The 15604-nt window shown below is 61.5% G+C and carries 16 protein-coding genes; 6 read left to right on the top strand and 10 right to left on the bottom strand.

Going from position 1 to position 15604, the window contains the following annotated elements; translation table 11 throughout:
• Positions 1-39 precede the first annotated feature (39 nt).
• From OF122_RS18415 to OF122_RS18440, 6 genes are all read right to left on the bottom strand, one after another.
• Positions 40-1740 (bottom strand): SulP family inorganic anion transporter, encoded by a 1701-nt coding sequence (locus OF122_RS18415; protein ID WP_264225630.1) that lies wholly within the window; start codon positions 1738-1740, stop codon positions 40-42.
• 11 nt (positions 1741-1751) lie between these two features.
• Positions 1752-2078, bottom strand: coding sequence for a TIGR01244 family sulfur transferase (locus OF122_RS18420; RefSeq protein ID WP_264225631.1), 327 nt, complete (start codon positions 2076-2078; stop codon positions 1752-1754).
• A gap of 34 nt (positions 2079-2112) precedes the next feature.
• Positions 2113-2556: a DUF6691 family protein gene (locus OF122_RS18425; RefSeq protein ID WP_264225632.1), complete on the bottom strand. Its 444-nt coding sequence runs from the start codon at positions 2554-2556 to the stop codon at positions 2113-2115.
• Positions 2556-2984 carry a YeeE/YedE family protein gene (locus OF122_RS18430; protein ID WP_264225633.1) on the bottom strand — a complete coding sequence of 143 codons (429 nt, stop codon included), beginning with the start codon at positions 2982-2984 and terminating at the stop codon, positions 2556-2558. Before OF122_RS18430 ends, OF122_RS18425 begins: the two co-directional genes overlap by 1 nt.
• A gap of 67 nt (positions 2985-3051) precedes the next feature.
• Positions 3052-3381: an ArsR/SmtB family transcription factor gene (locus tag OF122_RS18435; protein WP_264225634.1), complete on the bottom strand. Its 330-nt coding sequence runs from the start codon at positions 3379-3381 to the stop codon at positions 3052-3054.
• Between the two features lie 4 nt (positions 3382-3385).
• Positions 3386-4264 carry an MBL fold metallo-hydrolase gene (locus OF122_RS18440; RefSeq protein WP_264225635.1) on the bottom strand — a complete coding sequence of 293 codons (879 nt, stop codon included), beginning with the start codon at positions 4262-4264 and terminating at the stop codon, positions 3386-3388.
• A gap of 274 nt (positions 4265-4538) precedes the next feature.
• Here OF122_RS18440 and OF122_RS18445 point away from each other — a divergent pair, with 274 nt between their 5' ends.
• The 5 genes from OF122_RS18445 (at position 4539) to OF122_RS18465 (ending at position 10476) form a co-directional block, all read left to right on the top strand.
• A complete protein-coding gene (locus tag OF122_RS18445) occupies positions 4539-5369 on the top strand; it encodes an alpha/beta hydrolase family protein (protein ID WP_264225636.1) in 831 nt (276 codons plus the stop codon).
• A 112-nt stretch (positions 5370-5481) separates the two neighbouring features.
• Positions 5482-6147: a helix-turn-helix domain-containing protein gene (locus OF122_RS18450; protein ID WP_264225637.1), complete on the top strand. Its 666-nt coding sequence runs from the start codon at positions 5482-5484 to the stop codon at positions 6145-6147.
• Between the two features lie 78 nt (positions 6148-6225).
• A complete protein-coding gene (locus OF122_RS18455; protein ID WP_264225638.1) occupies positions 6226-7350 on the top strand; it encodes an epoxide hydrolase family protein in 1125 nt (374 codons plus the stop codon).
• 131 nt (positions 7351-7481) lie between these two features.
• Entirely contained in the window at positions 7482-9053 is a 1572-nt protein-coding gene (locus tag OF122_RS18460; RefSeq protein ID WP_264225639.1) for an ABC transporter substrate-binding protein, read from the top strand.
• A gap of 241 nt (positions 9054-9294) precedes the next feature.
• The gene (locus tag OF122_RS18465) at positions 9295-10476 is read left to right on the top strand and encodes a LysR family transcriptional regulator (protein WP_319019378.1); all 1182 of its coding nucleotides are present in this window, start codon (positions 9295-9297) and stop codon (positions 10474-10476) included.
• Positions 10477-10479: 3 nt separating this feature from the next.
• On the opposite strand, the gene OF122_RS18470 is transcribed toward OF122_RS18465, so the two are convergent.
• From OF122_RS18470 to OF122_RS18485, 4 genes are all read right to left on the bottom strand, one after another.
• Positions 10480-11511, bottom strand: coding sequence for a 4-oxalomesaconate tautomerase (locus OF122_RS18470; RefSeq protein ID WP_264227706.1), 1032 nt, complete (start codon positions 11509-11511; stop codon positions 10480-10482).
• A 73-nt stretch (positions 11512-11584) separates the two neighbouring features.
• Positions 11585-12256, bottom strand: coding sequence for a 4-carboxy-4-hydroxy-2-oxoadipate aldolase/oxaloacetate decarboxylase (locus OF122_RS18475; RefSeq protein WP_264225640.1), 672 nt, complete (start codon positions 12254-12256; stop codon positions 11585-11587).
• Complete coding sequence (locus OF122_RS18480; protein WP_264225641.1) at positions 12256-12987, bottom strand: PIG-L deacetylase family protein; 732 nt, start codon at positions 12985-12987, stop codon at positions 12256-12258. Before OF122_RS18480 ends, OF122_RS18475 begins: the two co-directional genes overlap by 1 nt.
• Before the next feature lie 36 nt (positions 12988-13023).
• Positions 13024-13986 carry a VOC family protein gene (locus tag OF122_RS18485; protein WP_264225642.1) on the bottom strand — a complete coding sequence of 321 codons (963 nt, stop codon included), beginning with the start codon at positions 13984-13986 and terminating at the stop codon, positions 13024-13026.
• Between the two features lie 330 nt (positions 13987-14316).
• Between OF122_RS18485 and OF122_RS18490 the strand changes: the two genes are divergently transcribed.
• On the top strand, positions 14317-15576 hold the full coding sequence (locus tag OF122_RS18490; protein WP_264225643.1) for an MFS transporter: 1260 nt from the start codon (positions 14317-14319) through the stop codon (positions 15574-15576).
• Positions 15577-15604 lie beyond the last annotated feature (28 nt).

The raw sequence follows: 15604 nt of genomic DNA on the forward strand, positions 1-15604 counted from the left end.
CCGCTTCCGGAGCGGTCCACTCGCCAGCCGGGATTTCCATTATTCCAGTTCGGCGATGGCCTGATGCTGGCTGAGAAACACTTTGCCGCTCAGGCGCTCGAGAAAGTCGGTGTGCCTGAGCCTGTCCATGACCGGCCCCTTGACCTCGGACAGGTGAAGGTCGATCCCCTGGTCAGCCAGCCGCATGTTGATGGCTTCGAGGCTTTCGAGCGCTGACATGTCGATGGCGTTTATCGCAGGGCACATGAGAACCACGTGCCTGATCCCGGGCTGCTCCGCAACCAGACCGGCAATGCGGTCTTCGAGGAACCGGGCATTGGCGAAATAGAGACTTTCGTCCACGCGCAGAGACAGGATATGGGGGGCCACTTCCACCTCATGGCGCAACACGTTGCGGAAATGCTCGGTGCCGGGAACGCGGCCAACCACGGCCGTATGCGGCCTGGAGGTGCGATAAAGAAAGATCGCGATAGAGGCGATGATGCCCGATGAGATGCCCGGCTCGACGCCTGCGACCAGTGTCACCCCGAGGGTGATCGCAACGGCCGCAAAATCGGCGCGGGCGTAGTTGAGCGCCTTTTTCAGGATCGAGAGATCAACCAGGGAAAGCACCGCGACAATGATCGTTGCGGCCAGAACGGCCTTGGGCAACAACGCCAGGAAAGGCGTGAGCACGATAGTGGCGATGGCTATTCCGACGGCGGTGAAGGCCCCGGCGGCGGGTGTTGCGGCGCCGGCATCGTGGTTGACCACCGATCGGGCAAAGCCCCCGGTCACCGGATAGCCCGAGCCGATAGCAGCGGCGATATTGGCGGCGCCGAGCCCAATCAATTCCTGGTCGGGATCGATCCGTTCGCGCTTTTTTGCGGCCAGCGTCTGGGCGACCGAAATCGACTCCACGAATCCCACAACGGTGATGATGAAAGCGGGGCCGGCAAGGGCGAGAACCAGATCGAGGCTGAGATTGGGCAAGGAGAGCATGGGCAGGCCCTGCGGCACATCGCCGACCAGCGCCACGCCCTTGTCCCCCAACCCGAAGATGGCTGAGGCGGCGATTGCGACAAGGACCACGGCGACGGGCCCTGCCCGAACGGCAAAAATCGCTGCGGCCGGCGACACGCCGATTGCCAGGAGTTGGCTTTTCAACCCGGTTCTGATCCAGACCAGCGCCACGAGCGAGGCCGCGCCGACCGCGAGGGTGTAGAGATTGATCTGATCGATATGGACCCAAAGGGAAGTAACGAGCTCGGGCATGGCGTGGCCGTGGCTGGAAATGCCCAGCAGAGCGCCCAATTGGCTCGTGGCGATGATGATTCCCGAGGCTGAAATAAAGCCCGCGATCACGGGATGGGACAGAAAGTTGGCGAGAAAGCCGAGCTTGAACAGGCCCAGAACAACCAGCATGCCCCCCGAGAGCAATGCCAGCACGATGGCCGCGCTGGCATAATCGGCGGTGCCTTCGGCCGCAAGCCGCCCGACCGCGGCCGCTGTCATGAGGGAAACAACAGCCACGGGCCCCACCGCAAGCGAGGTGGACGACCCAAAGATCGCGTAGGCAATCAGCGGCAGGATGGACGCATAGAGTCCAACCTCCGGTGGCAGCCCGGCAAGGAGGGCATACGCCAGCGATTGCGGGATCAGCATGATCGTGACGATTATCGCCGCGACGGCGTCACGGCCAAACCGATCCCGGTTATAGTGCCGGCCCCAGTCGAGGATGGGAATATATCGGGCAAGCACCGAAGCGGCTCCTAGCGCTTGAGGGTGGCGTAAAGGCTACCGGCGCGGGCACCCGACCGGCAATACCCGAGGACGGGTCCGTCGATTTGGGCCATCGCTTCATGGAAGCGGATGATCTGCCCCTCGCCCAGCATGCCCGAAACCGGAATGTGGACGATGTGCAGCCCGTGCTGTTCGGCCGCTTTTGCAACCTCGTCGAACGCGGGCTGGCCGCGCTCTTCGTCATCGGGGCGTGCGCAAACGATGCCGGAAAAGCCAAGCCTTGCGATCTCGGCCATATCGGTGGGGGTGATCTGGCCGGTGGTTGCGAACCGGTCGTCGATCCTGTTGATGTTCATTGGTGTCACCTCAGTTATCAGGTTGAGTGAAAGATCAGGCGCTCTGGGCGCCAAGGCGCGTGGCGAGAGCATGACGGGCGGAGCGCGCCAGGGCTATTCCCCCGATCATGGCGGCAACGAAAACCGCCGCGTCGAGCTCACCCAGTCCAAGAGCCGGAATGGCGCCGCCGGGGCAGAACCCGGTTATGCCCCATCCGATCCCGAAGACCGCCGATCCGGCCAGCAAGGGCAGATCGACGCGCCGGGAGGTGGGCAGATGGAAGGTGCGGTCAAAAAGCGGGGCCCGACGCTTGAGCACCAGGCGGTAGCCCAAGGCGGTCACGATCAGCGCGCCGCCCATAACAAAGGCCAGCGAGGGATCCCAGGTGCCGAAAAAATCGAAGAAATTGAGCACCTTGGCCGGATTGGCCATGCCCGAGATGGCGATGCCGGCGCCGAAAATGAGACCGATAAGGGCTGCGAACAGTGGCTTTTGCATCAAAGACCTCCGAGGACGTGGCGGACAACAAAGACGGTTGCGGCCGTTGCGGCCATGAAGACGCCGGTTGCAACCAGAGAGCGCGGCGAGAGGCGGGCGATGCCGCACACACCATGGCCGGAGGTGCAACCCGACCCGAAGTAAACGCCGATGCCGACAATCACCCCGCCCCCAATGAGCCAGGGCATGGGAATAGCGCTCTGGAAATCGATCACATTCCCCCAAAGGGCGGTGATCATCGCCGGCGCGGCGATAGCGCCAAGAAGGAAAGTGGCGCGCCATGCCCAGTCGGGCGAAACCGGTGGCACAACGGCCGAAAGGATACCGGTCATGCCGGCAATTCGGCCGTGGAAGGCCATGAGTAGCACCGAGGCCAGCCCGATGAGGGCGCCGCCGGCGAGCGAGAGGAATGGGGTAAATTCAGTCAATGGAGATCCCTTTCGCAAACCCGATGATGGGGACGGACGGGCCGCCCAAGGGTTTGCTGATTTCGTGTTACTGGCCGGCGGGCGCGCAGAAGAGTTCGTACATGGTGCCGATCACTGCGCGGACCTTGGGGTCAGCGATATGGTAGTAGACGGCCTTGCCTTGCTTGCGACCGGCAATCATGCCGGCGGTGCGCAGCTCGGCCAACTGCTGGGACAGACCGGGCTGACGGATATCGAGCAGGTCCTCGAGTTCGCGCACGCTGCGCTCACCCTCGGCCAATGCGCAGACAACAAGCAGCCGGTCACGATTGGCGAGCTTTTTGAGAAAGCTCGATGCTTCATCGACCCTGGACTTGATGGTGCGCGTTTCGGCCGACAGTTCGGCGTTCTGGGTCATTGGGCTACCATGCTGTCTCATGGAGAACGTTGAGCGGAATCTTGAGGTAGCGTCTGCCGTTGTCTTCGGGCTCGGGCAAGCGCCCCCCGTTGGTGTTTATCTGGAGCGCGTGCAGGATCAGCTTGGGCATCGGCAGGGTCTTGTCGCGCGCCTCACGCGCCGCGACGAAGTCGTCCACTGTCTTGAATTTGGACATGTGGATGTTTTTTGCCTTTTGCTCGGCCACGGTCGTTTCCCACCGCGGTTCGCGACCACCCGGCTGGTAGTCGTGGCCGGTAAAGATGCGGGTCTCGTCGGGAAGTGCCAGAATGGCCTGAATCGAATTCCACAGAACCCTTGCATCTCCGCCCGGGAAATCGGCGCGCGCGGTGCCGCTGTCTGGCATGAACAAGGTGTCATGCACAAAGGCAGCGTCGCCGATGACGTAGGTGATCGATGCCAGCGTGTGGCCGGGCGAAAACATGACGCGAGCCGGGATGTTGCCGAGCTTGAAGGTTTCGCCATCGGCGAACAGCTTGTCCCATTGGGATCCGTCGTCGCGGAAATCAGGCCAGTTGTAGATGCCCTTCCAGAGCCTTTGCACATCGGTCACCCGCTCGCCGATTGCAGTGGGGGCGCCGGTCTTTTCCTTGATGTAGCTGGCCGCCGAGAAATGGTCGGCGTGAGGATGTGTGTCGAGAATCCACTCGAGCTCATAGCTACGCTCGGCAATGAAGGCCAGAATCTTGTCGGCCTGCTCGGTCCCGGTGGTGCCGGACTTTTCGTCATAGTCGAGCACCGGGTCGATGATGGCGCATTTCCCGGTTTCGGGATCCGCCACAACGTACTGGATGGACCAGGTGCGAGGCTCGAAAAAACCGGTGACTTCGGGTTTGGTACTCATATGGGTGTCCTGCAGAGTTCAGTGTGTGATAGGTCGGTTATTGGCTATATAATTTTGCTTGCATTTTTTTGCAAGTAAAAAAAATTCACTTTGGTCTGCATCGAATTTCCGCCCTGACCGAACGGCCGGAACGGCCAGACTTGCCCGGGCCGAATGTGCTGGCCGCACCCCGCCCAAGGGCAGCCGATTGTCGGATTTCTTCAATCGTGGGCACGGCGCGAGATCTATAACCGACGACATCAACTCCGGCCCTTTACCAACAAGGAGAATTTTGATGTCTGTTTCAGCGAAAAGAGTTGCCGCCACGCTCGCATTGGGTCTGCTCTCGAGCGTTTCCCTCGGGGCCGAAACGGTGGTCGACCTGCCCAACGGGATCAGGGGGACGCTTGCCGTTCCCGACAGTGGCGCGAGCGGCGCTGCGGTTGTCGTGCTGCACGGCTTTGGCAGCTCGCGTGACGAAGTCGGCGGACTGTTTGCCGTGCAGGCGGCAGATCTCGCTGCCAAGGGCATCGCCTCGCTGCGCATCGATTTTCGCGGATATGGCGAGAGTGAGGGCGAGATGGCCGACACCACGCTTGAGGGATTGATTGCCGACGCGGCAACCGCCCGTACCTTCCTTGCGGGCGTCGAGGGCGTGGATGGCGCCCGTCTCGGAGTGATCGGCTACAGCTTCGGCGCGGCCGTGGCAATGCTGGAGCCCGACGATTTCAAGACGGTTGTCGTCTGGGGTCAGATGGGCGATCTGCAGACCGAATTCCACGAATTTCTGGGACAGGAGTTCTATGACAGAGCGGCGGCCGATGGCGTCGCCAGCGCCGATCTGGGGTGGCGGACAATCTCTCTCAAGCAGTCCTTTTTCGAGAGCCTTGCCCGGCACGACCTGGCGGATCGCTTCGCAGGCTATGCCGGGTCATTCCTCACCATTGCCGGCGCCGCCGACCCTGCTGTGAACTATTTCGACCAGTATTTGAGCCTTGCGGCGGGGCGAACCGATGCGGTGGTGATACCGGGAGCGGACCACATGCTCGGCGTTTTCAGCGACCAGCCCGAAATTGGCCAGCAGGTCATCGACAAGACCACCGCATGGCTTGGCCAAACACTCTAGCCGTAAGCGTTGAAGGGTGCGGGCCGGACGTAAAGTCCGGTCCGCCCTTGTTTGCCGATTGCATAAATTGCTGATCGTGTCAGAGTTGCCGCAGCGAAATCGGGCTGGCGGCATGCATCGCGTCGTGAAATTGGAAGGGTGGACGTCTCCGGTCGTGGAGTCGGTGACCCACACCACATTCGAAGAAGACGGCAGCACATTGATGCGGCCCGATGGCCGCTGGGACTTCGTGATGATGAAGACCGCGGCAGGCGTTCTGGTGCTGCGCACCGGCCTTACCACGACGGCCGTTACGCACAGTTTCTCTGCCGGTGATGAAATCCTCTCCATTGCCTTCAAGCCTTCCAGCTATATGTCGCTGATGCCGGGCGAGCGGATGCGGGACGAGGGCGTGGTCCTCCCAGACGCCGGCCAGGGCCGTTTCTGGTTGGGGACGGATGTGCTGGAAATCCCCACCTTCGACACAGTGGATCGGTTCGTGGACAAGCTGGTTCGAGGCGGTATTGTCGAGGACAACATCGTGGTGGCGTCCGTCGTATCGGGGCACCCGATGGCGATGTCGGAGCGCACGATGCAGCGGCATTTTCTGAAAACCACGGGGCTTACCTACAAGGCCTTTACCCAGATCGAACGGGCCCAGAAGGCGCTGGCCCTGCTGCAGCAGGGACGCCCCGCCGCGGACGTCGCCTTTGCCCTGGGCTATGCCGACCAGCCCCATATGATCCGCTCGCTCAAGGCGATCATGGGCCAGACCCCAAGGCAGGTCGCCACTCTCTAATCTGTCGGAAATCTTCAATCGCTGCGTCGATGCGCTGGTTAGAAAGGGTGCACTTTCAACCCAGCAAGGACGCAGAAGATGACCGATATCACCCCCTTTGAGATTGCCATTCCGGAAAGCAAGCTGGCCGATTTGCGCCAGCGGCTGGCCAACACCAATTTCGCCAACGAGATAGTCGGCGGGGGCTGGAGCTACGGTCCGACGGGCGAATTTGTCGGCCGCATGGTCGAGCGCCTGCTCAACGGTTTCGACTGGCGCAAACAGGAAGCGGCCATTAACCGCCATCCACAATTTATGACCGAGATCGATGGCCAGACCATCCATTTCCTCCACGTCAAATCGGGTCAGCCCGAAGCCACGCCTCTCCTGTTGCTGCATGGCTGGCCGGGCTCGTTCGTTGAATTTCTCGATGCCATCGCGCCGCTTACGGCGGCCGGTTTTGATCTTGTCATTCCCTCGCTGCCGGGCTTTGGCTTTTCGGGACCGACGCGGGACGCGGGCTGGAACGACGGGCGCATTGCCAACGCGCTGCTCGAGCTGATGACACGGCTCGACTATGAGCGGTTCGGTGTCCAGGGCGGGGACGCGGGAGCGGTAATCGCGCCGACCATCGCCCGCGCCGCGCCCGAGCGGGTTACCGGGGTTCACGTCAATGCGGCGACCATGGGCTTTATTCCCATGGGCCCGATCGAACCGAGCGAAATCGCGACCTTCAGCGATGCGGAAAAGACGCGGTTGCAGCGCCTGCAACAGTTCATGGCGGAACGTTTCGGTTTCAACGCCCTGCAATCGAGCCGGCCGCAGACAGTGGCCTATGGCATCACCGACTCACCGGCCGGGCTGATCGCCTGGCTTGGCGACATGTTCGCCGGGTTCGGCGACAGCCCCGACGCTGTGGAGCAGGACAAATTCCTCACCAATGTGCTGATCTACTGGTTCACGGGAACGGCTGCCTCGTCGATCCGGCTCTACTACGAGAACGCCCACGACCCTGAAGCCTGGTCGCCCAAGCCCAATTCCGGCGTGCCGACCGGTGTTGCGATCTTCGGCCGCGACGAGGTCGCCATCCGCCGCTATGGCGAGACCGGCAACACCATCGTGCGCTGGACTGAACTGGACACCGGCGGCCACTTTGCCGCGATGGAGGTGCCCGAGGTTTGGGCTGGAGAGGTCGCCGCCTTCTTTTCGAATCTCAAATCATGAGCGTGAGCGTGGCGGCCGTGGGCCGCCGCGTTACCCCACCCCGGTGGGACGTAACAATCGCGATAGGGCAGTTGCCCTGCCTGCCAAACTCCGGCACGCTGCTTGACCTGAACGTTGCGAGGAGAATGAGAATGCGCGGGCTTTACCGGATTGCAGGCATCTTGTTGGCGACGACAGCCATGGCTGGGGCCGCTCATGGCGAGACGCTCCGATGGTCGGCGACGACCGATCCATCGACGATGGACCCGCACGCGGCCAATCTGGCGCCAGTGACCTCGTTTCTCAACAATATTTACGAAGGACTCATCCGGCGCGGCAAGGACATGACGCTCGAGCCCTCGCTGGCCACCAGTTGGGAGCCGCTCGAAAACGAGGACGGCTGGCGGTTCAATTTGCGCGAGGGTGTGACCTTCCACGACGGATCGGCGTTCACGGCCGATGATGTGCTGTTTTCCTATGAGCGGGGCATTTCCGAGCAATCCGATGTCCGGTCCTGGTTTGCGCCGGTGTCCGAAGTGCGGGTGGTCGACGAGCTTACGGTCGATATCGTGCTTAGCGCGCCCAATCCGATCTTTCCCGACTCCATTGCCAACTGGATGATCATGGACCGCGACTGGACCGAGGCCAACGGCTCGGCCCAACCGGCGCGGGACGCGGTGACCGCAACAACGCTCGAGGCCAACGGAACCGGACCGTTCATGCTTGAGGCACGTGAGCCGGGCGTGCGGACAACCCTGGCGCCAAACCCCGATTGGTGGGACACGCCCGAGCACAATATCACCGAGGCAATCTTTACGCCCATCACCAGTGCCGCAACCGCGATTGCCGCACTGGTGTCGAGCGAAATCGACCTGCTCACCTCCGTTCCCGTGCAGGATGTCGACCGGCTGCGCGACAGTGAAGAGATTACGGTATTTGAAGGGCTCGAAGCCCGCGTCATCATGGTCGGGTTCGGTCACGACAAGGAAACACTTTATGGCGGGGACGGCGCCGTGGAGGGCAATCCGTTTCAGAATGTGCTGGTGCGCGAGGCGGTGGCCCATGCGATCGATGTCGATGCGATCGATCAGGTTCTCATGGACGGGCTCGCCGAACCGGCCAGCCAGCTTCAGCCGGCGGGGCTCTCGGGATATTCCGAGGAGCATGCCGCACGGCCTGCCTATGACCTTGACCTGGCGACCAGACTCTTAAGTGAGGCGGGGTATGCTGACGGGTTCAGCTTCAATTTCAAATGCACCAATGACCGCTACCTCAACGACGCCGAAGTCTGTCAGGCGATCGTCTCCATGCTGGCCCAGATCGGCCTTGAGGCTCAGCTTGAAACCATCCCGGTTGCCGGCTACTGGACCGAGCTGCGCGAGGGCAATTATGACATGTTCCTGCTCGGCTGGTCGCCCGGCACTTTCGATGCCGAGCACCCCATCCGCTTTCTGGCGCACACCCCGACCGACACGCTGGGAACCTGGAATTTCGGCGGCTATTCCAACGAGCGGGTCGACGAGCTGCTCCCCCTGGTGCAGTCCGAGCTCGATGCCGCGGCCCGTCAGGACATGCTCGACGAAATCGCCGGCATCTTGCAGGAGGAGGTCGCTTATGTGCCGCTCTATGAGGAGCCTTTGGTCTGGGCAGCCCGCAACGGCATTTCGGTGGTCCAGCGCCCCGACAACTTCTTCATGCTGCGTTGGGTGACCATCGACCAATAGGGACTGTGCCCGGCTTCAAGCTTTTTGCTACCTTGATGCGTGATCTCGTTCGCTCCGGGTCCGCAGGGCTCGGCGTAAATCACCTAGCCCAGGCATGTGAACGAGAAGATTTCCCGGCCCAGGGGCGATGCCATTGCCAATCTTTTCTTTCCGGTTGTGACACAATTACTGGCTTATCGCCCGGTCGCGGGGCATAAAGTTGTTGTCCTTCAACACCTTCATGGTCGGCGACCGGAGAAATATGGCACCATACACGCTCAATCTGCGCCATTTGCGTCTTGTGCTTGCCGTTGCCCAGACGGGTTCGGTCACAAAGGCCGCACAGATATGCAATATTTCCCAGCCGGCGGTGACCCAGGCGCTCAAGAAGCTCGAAACCCATTTCGGCAGCCCGCTGTTCGACCGCAACCTGAACGGCGTTTTCGTCAATGCCACCGGCCGCATTCTCGCCTCGCGGGTGGAGCGGGCTATGGACCTGCTCGACCGGGCAGTGAGCGCTCTTGGCACGGCGCCAAGGCTGACGGCGAGCACAGCCCGTCTCAAGGCGCTGATCGAGATGGCTCATTCTGAAAATTTTTCCATAGCGGCGCGCAATCTAGGCATCGCGCAGCCGACCATACATCGGGCGATCACCCAGTTGGAGGAGGAGGTTGGGCGCGTGCTGTTTCAGCGCACCCAGTTCGGCTCGATCCCCACGCGGTCGGGCCAAATGCTGGCCCAGGCGGCGCAACTGGCGTTTGCCGAACTGGCGCAAGCCGAGATGGAGATTGCCGAGGCGATCGGACAGGGCACGCTTTCGATCACCATCGGTGGCATGCCGCTTTCGCGCTCCTACGTCCTGCCCGGAACCATCGCAGATTTTCAAACCATGCACCCGCAGGTGCATTTCAGAATTGTCGAAGGGCCCTATGAGACGCTGCTTGCAGGACTGCGGCGGGCGGAAATCGACTTGCTGTTCGGGGCCTTGCGGTCTCCGGCGCCGGTCGATGACATCTTACAGGAGCACCTCTTCAATGACGAGCTGGTGATTGTCGCGGCGCCGCAGCATCCATTGAGTCAGGGCGCAGCACCCGACTTCGCCCAGGCGATGGAATTTCCATGGGTTGTAGCAATCCCGGGCACGCCCGCCCGTGACCAGTTCGATGCCCATATTCTCAAATCGGGGCTATCGCTGCCGGCAACGCTGGTCGAGACAAGCTCGATGATCCTGATGCGCGAACTGCTGCACAAGGGACCTTATCTGGGCGTTGTCTCCCGGCTGCAGGCGGAAAGTGAAATCGGCAAGGGACTGATGACCGCTTTGCCGCTGGGGATAGCGGAAAGCCGGCGCGCAATCGGGCTGACCGTACGCGCCAACTGGAAGCCAACCCGGATACAGAACGAATTTCTCGATCTGATCCGGGCCGAGTTCAAGAGCCGCTAGTTTTTAGAACACCATGCCATCGGCAAGTTTTCGTGCTGTTCTGAGGACGCCTGCGGAGAGGAGCTCTCCGTTCTGGTCGAGCTTTGCGATGACCGTGAATTCGCCGGTCGGGTGTTCGACGGACATGGATTTTTCCTGTCCTTCGGCAATTTGGGCGTATCGAGCCGCAGGTCCCTGGGGCAACAGGCAGGCGCTGGCAACGCTGACCGCAGCCAGAACACCGATCGCCTCGTGGCATTTATGGGGGATGAAGCTGCGTGTGGAAATGGCACCGCCGTTTTGGGCGGGACTGACCAGTGTCATCTTGGGGACCGATTTGGCCGAGACATCGCCCAGATTCATCATCGGGCCAACGGCGAGCCGGATCTCTTCAAGGCGCGCCTTTAGAGGTTCGTTGGCGTCCAGTTCAGCCGGAGACTCGGTGCCGGCGATGCCGAAATCGGCGACATCGAGAATGACGCAGGGCATGCCGTTGTCGATCATGGTGACTTCGATGCCATTGACACTGTCCACGGCGTTGCCGGTGGGCAGCAACGCGCCACAGGTCGAACCTGCCGTGTCCTCGAAAACAATTGGCATGGGGGCCGAAGTTCCCGGAACGCCATCGATACGGGCTTCGCCGGAGTAATCGACAACGCCGCCGGGAGTCTTGACGCTGGCGGTTGCGATCTGGCTGGTGTTTTCCATGAAGATCCGGACGTCGGTGACCCCGTCGCGCGGCGCGACCAGCCCGCGCTCGATGGCGAACGGGCCGACCCCGGCAAGGATATTGCCGCAATTCTGGCCGTCAGTGACGATGGGCTTGTCGACAAAGACCTGCAGGAACAGATAGTCGACGTCGACCCCTTCGCGTGTCGAGGGTTTGACCACGGCGACCTTGGAGGTCAGCGGGTGGGCGCCCCCCATGCCGTCGATCTGGCGTGGATCGGGCGAGCCCATGATCCTGAGCAGCAACGCATCGCGTTCGGCGGTGTCCAAGGGCAGGTCGGACGCAAGGAAGTAGCCGCCCTTTGAGGTACCGCCGCGCATCCACATGGCGCGTGTGCCGCTCTCTTTACTGGTCGCAATTCCGGACGGAAAACCGCTGGGCACTTTTCCTGGAGTTGCTTCAGACATACTTCAAACCCTTTTCGGCGAGCCGCTCGCGCATGCCGTAGATGTCGAGGCCGAGTTCGCCCGCCGCCAGACGCTTGCGCTTGGACTCTTCATTGGCGACGCGCTTCTGCGACGCTTCGAGCACTTCGGCGGCTTCCTCGCGGCGGACAACGCAGACCCCGTCATCATCGGCAACAATGATATCGCCGGGATTGACCAGTTCGCCCGCGCACACGATGGGCACATTGACCGAGCCGAGGGTTTCCTTGACGGTGCCTTGCGCAAAGATTGCCTTGGACCAGACAGGGAATTTCATGGTCGTGAGGTCGGCCACGTCGCGCACGCCGGCATCTATGATGAGGCCCTTGCAGCCGCGCGCCTGGGCCGAGGTGGCCAGCAGATCGCCGAAATAGCCGGCATCGGAGGGCGAGGTCGGCGCAAGGACGAGAATGTCGCCGTCCTTGAGCTGTTCGATGGCCACATGGACCATCCAGTTGTCGCAGGGTGGGGCCGAGATGGTTACTGCCGATGCCGCCAGCCGTGCGCCCGAATAGATGGGCCGCATATAGGCAGCAAGAAGCCCCTTGCGGCCCTGGGCTTCATGCACGGTGGCCACGCCGCATTCAGCAAGACCGGCGATGATTTCAGGATCGGCCCGTTCGATGGTCTGGACGACGACACCCATTAAAGTTCATCCACTGTGCGAGGATAGATCGACTGGAAGCCTTCGGCGTATTTTGCCGCCCGTCCGCCCGACTGTCCGCCCGAGTTGCGGGCGAAATGGTTGGCGCGGTTCTGGGCAACGTTTTCGTAATAGTGCCAGAGGTGCTCCTGGCCTTCCATGCACTGGATGGCCGCCCACTTCTTGTCCCACACCGGGGTGATGTCGAGGAAGGTGTCGGGCTTCCAGTCCATCTGTTCGGTCTGGTGCGGCTCGAACAGATAGACCTGCGGCGCGCCGAGAATCTTCTCGCCCGGGTTGTGGCCCCAGGCCTGCGCGATGGCGCGACATTCGAGGGTCCACTGCGACACATACATGTGGTCGGTGTTGTAGGGATCGTACTTGGAGTGCGTCATCATGAAGGATGGCTGCACCTTGCGCATGACACCGACAAGCCGATCCTTGGATTCGCGGGTCATCTCCAGCGGATAGTCGCCAAGATCGAAGAATTCGATGTCGTGGACGTCGAGCGCCTTGGCGGCGTTTTCGGCTTCCTTGCGGCGCTCGGTCTTGACCTTTTCCAAGGTCATGTCCGCGTGCTTCCAGAGCTTGGCGCTCTCGCCGCGCTCGCCGTAGGACAGGCACACGACGGTGACGTCATAGCCGAGCGAGGCGTGCAGAGCGATGGCACCACCACATCGCCAGACAAAGTCTGCCGAGTGCGCTGAAACGATAAGAGCTGTCTTGTTTGCCATGTGTTTCTGTCCTTGATGTCCTGGAGCGTTGAGCTCCTAGTTGTTTTTCTCCACGGGCGGCGTGCCGTGGGTGTGGAAGGTTTCGATCGTCTTAAGCCCCCAGGCCTGCCCCTTCTTGCGGTCGGCTTCGGTCCAGACCACGGGCTTCCAGTCGGGCGCCAGGATCAGGCGGGCGCCGGCATTGGCCAGTTCCACCCGGTTGCCCGCAGGCTCCCAGACATAGAGGAAGAAGGTGCCCTGGATGGCATGCTTGTGGGGGCCGGTTTCGATATGGACGCCGTTCTCGAGAAAGATATCGGCGGCGCGCAGAACATCCTCGCGCTGATCGGTGGCGTAGGTGACGTGATGGAAACGGCCCTGCCCGCCACCATGCTCCTCGGTGCAGGCAAGGTCATAGGTCTTGTTGTTGACGGTGAACCAGCACCCGCCCAGCCGACCATTGTCGAGCGCGATCATCTCGGTGACGCGACTGCCCAGGCATGTCTCCATGAACGCACGGAACTCGGTGACATCTTCTGCCAAAAGATTGAGGTGATCGATCCGGCGCGGACTGCAGCCCTGCCCATGATAGCGACTGGCCAGATTCTTGAGCGCCGAGGCATCCTCGGGTGCAGGCTCATAGACCCTTGTGTCCCAATAGATCTCGAAGACGTGCCCGAACGGATCCTCGAACCGGAACGCCTTGCCGTGACCGAGGTCACCGTCCACCCAGCCGATCGATTTGAACCGGCTGGCCTCAATGGCTTTCACCCGCCGCATCAGCGCCGCTTCGGACGACGCCCGATAGGCCACATGGCCAATGCCCGTCGTCTCCGAGCGCGTCAGCTTTAGCGTATGGAATTCGTAATCGTCCCAGGCCCGAAGATAAACGCTGTCGCCCTCACGACCGCTTACCTTGAGACCATAAACCCGCGTGAAAAAATCGAAGCTCTCCTCGAAGCGATTGCTCAGAAGTTCAACGTGACCCAAATGGGCGATATCGTAACAAGGCTCAGACAAAAAACCTGACTCCACTGGCTGGATCGAGGGCCAAATATGCCGGCACCGTAGGCGAGGTGGCCCGGCTATCACAAATTGATTTCTAAGCCCTAGATATAACTTTATGCTATACGTAATTGCCATCCAAACCGGGGACGACCATTGATTAGCCTAGCAGAGCGATGACGATGCTATAGCAATGCGCTCTATGAGATATTGAATCTGGCTATTGGCTGCGCTGCATGGTCCAGCTAATGACACCATGAACAAGAGGCGGCGGCAGAGCGAAAGAGGGACAATGCGATCGACCGAACGATCCCACGAAGAAAGCCAAGGCGTCAACAGATCAGCGTGCCGGTCGTGGTAACTGCATCCGACCGAGAGCCCGCGGGGCGGCTCGCGGCGTTTTCCAGCCCAGGCTACCGATTCTACTGGTTCGCCTTGATCCTTAACGGCTTCGCCGTGCAGATTCAGACGGTCGCCGTGGGGTGGTATATCTACGATCTGACCCGCAATCCCCTGGACCTGGGCATTGTGGGGTTGTCGCAGTTCATGCCGGCACTGCTGCTGGTGCTTGTCACAGGGCAAGTGGCCGATCGCTTCTCGCGCCGCTCGATCATGGGCGTGTGCATTGCTGCCGAAGCGATCGTTGCTACGCTGTTGCTGCTGGCCGCGTTGCTTGGCCTTGCGTCTCCGCTGCCGATCTTTGTCATCATTGCGCTGTTTGGCGTGGCGCGCGCCTTTTACAATCCGGCGCGACAATCGATCGTACCCAATCTCGTTCCGCCTGCGCATCTGCCCAACGCCATAGCGGCCAATTCCACCGGCAATCAGTTTGCAACGATCTGTGGCCCGGTCGCCGGGGGACTGCTTTATGCCATCGGGCCCGAATATGCCTATGGTGCGACAATTGGCCTGCTCATTGTGGCTTCGGCGCTGGTCTTCATCGGCGTTCCGCGTCTCAACAGCGCCAGTGGCCGGGCGCCCGCGAGCTGGCAGACCATCAGTGCGGGATTTCGCTATATCTGGAACAACAAGCCTTTGCTGGGCGCGATTTCGCTCGATCTGTTTGCCGTGCTCTTCGGGGGCGCACTGGCGCTGCTGCCGGTCTATGCGCGCGACATTCTGGCTGTGGGGCCCGAGGGGCTGGGGCTGTTGCGCGCCGGACCGGCGATCGGCGCGATTGCCGTGGGCATCGTGCTGATGACCCGCCCGATCCGCAACCATGCAGGCCTTATCATGTTCGTTTCGGTGGCCAGTTTTGGCCTGGCCACGTGGATATTTGCAGTTTCCCAGTCTCTCTGGCTGTCCTTTGCCATGCTGGTGCTGGTCGGCGGTTTCGACATGATCAGCGTCAATATTCGCTCCATACTGGTCCAGGTCTGGACGCCGGATGCGGTACGCGGGCGGGTCAACGCCGTCAACCAGGTGTTCATCGGCGCTTCGAACGAATTGGGCGCCTTCAGGGCCGGCGTGATGGCGGTGTGGGTTGGGCCGATCGCCGCGGTTGCCCTGGGCGGCGCCTTCATCGTCGGCATTTCGGCCGTCTGGGCCCTCATGTTCCCGCAACTCAGACGTGTGCAAAGGCTCGGGGACCAGCCCGGGCGTTAGCCGTGGTTACCGGCCCGGCCCGAGGTTC

The sequence above is a fragment of the Pelagibacterium flavum genome, assembly GCF_025854335.1.
GTDB classification, from domain to species: domain Bacteria; phylum Pseudomonadota; class Alphaproteobacteria; order Rhizobiales; family Devosiaceae; genus Pelagibacterium; species Pelagibacterium flavum.

Coding starts and splice junctions, on each gene's coding strand:
- OF122_RS18425 (WP_264225632.1), bottom strand. CDS start 2,556: ATGCAAAAGCCACTGTTCGCAGCCCTTATCGGTCTCATTTTCGGCGCC.
- OF122_RS18455 (WP_264225638.1), top strand. CDS start 6,226: ATGACCGATATCACCCCCTTTGAGATTGCCATTCCGGAAAGCAAGCTG.
- OF122_RS18480 (WP_264225641.1), bottom strand. CDS start 12,987: ATGGCAAACAAGACAGCTCTTATCGTTTCAGCGCACTCGGCAGACTTT.
- OF122_RS18465 (WP_319019378.1), top strand. CDS start 9,295: ATGGCACCATACACGCTCAATCTGCGCCATTTGCGTCTTGTGCTTGCC.
- OF122_RS18420 (WP_264225631.1), bottom strand. CDS start 2,078: ATGAACATCAACAGGATCGACGACCGGTTCGCAACCACCGGCCAGATC.
- OF122_RS18475 (WP_264225640.1), bottom strand. CDS start 12,256: ATGGGTGTCGTCGTCCAGACCATCGAACGGGCCGATCCTGAAATCATC.
- OF122_RS18470 (WP_264227706.1), bottom strand. CDS start 11,511: ATGTGGATGCGCGGCGGTACCTCAAAGGGCGGCTACTTCCTTGCGTCC.
- OF122_RS18450 (WP_264225637.1), top strand. CDS start 5,482: ATGCATCGCGTCGTGAAATTGGAAGGGTGGACGTCTCCGGTCGTGGAG.
- OF122_RS18460 (WP_264225639.1), top strand. CDS start 7,482: ATGCGCGGGCTTTACCGGATTGCAGGCATCTTGTTGGCGACGACAGCC.
- OF122_RS18445 (WP_264225636.1), top strand. CDS start 4,539: ATGTCTGTTTCAGCGAAAAGAGTTGCCGCCACGCTCGCATTGGGTCTG.
- OF122_RS18440 (WP_264225635.1), bottom strand. CDS start 4,264: ATGAGTACCAAACCCGAAGTCACCGGTTTTTTCGAGCCTCGCACCTGG.
- OF122_RS18435 (WP_264225634.1), bottom strand. CDS start 3,381: ATGACCCAGAACGCCGAACTGTCGGCCGAAACGCGCACCATCAAGTCC.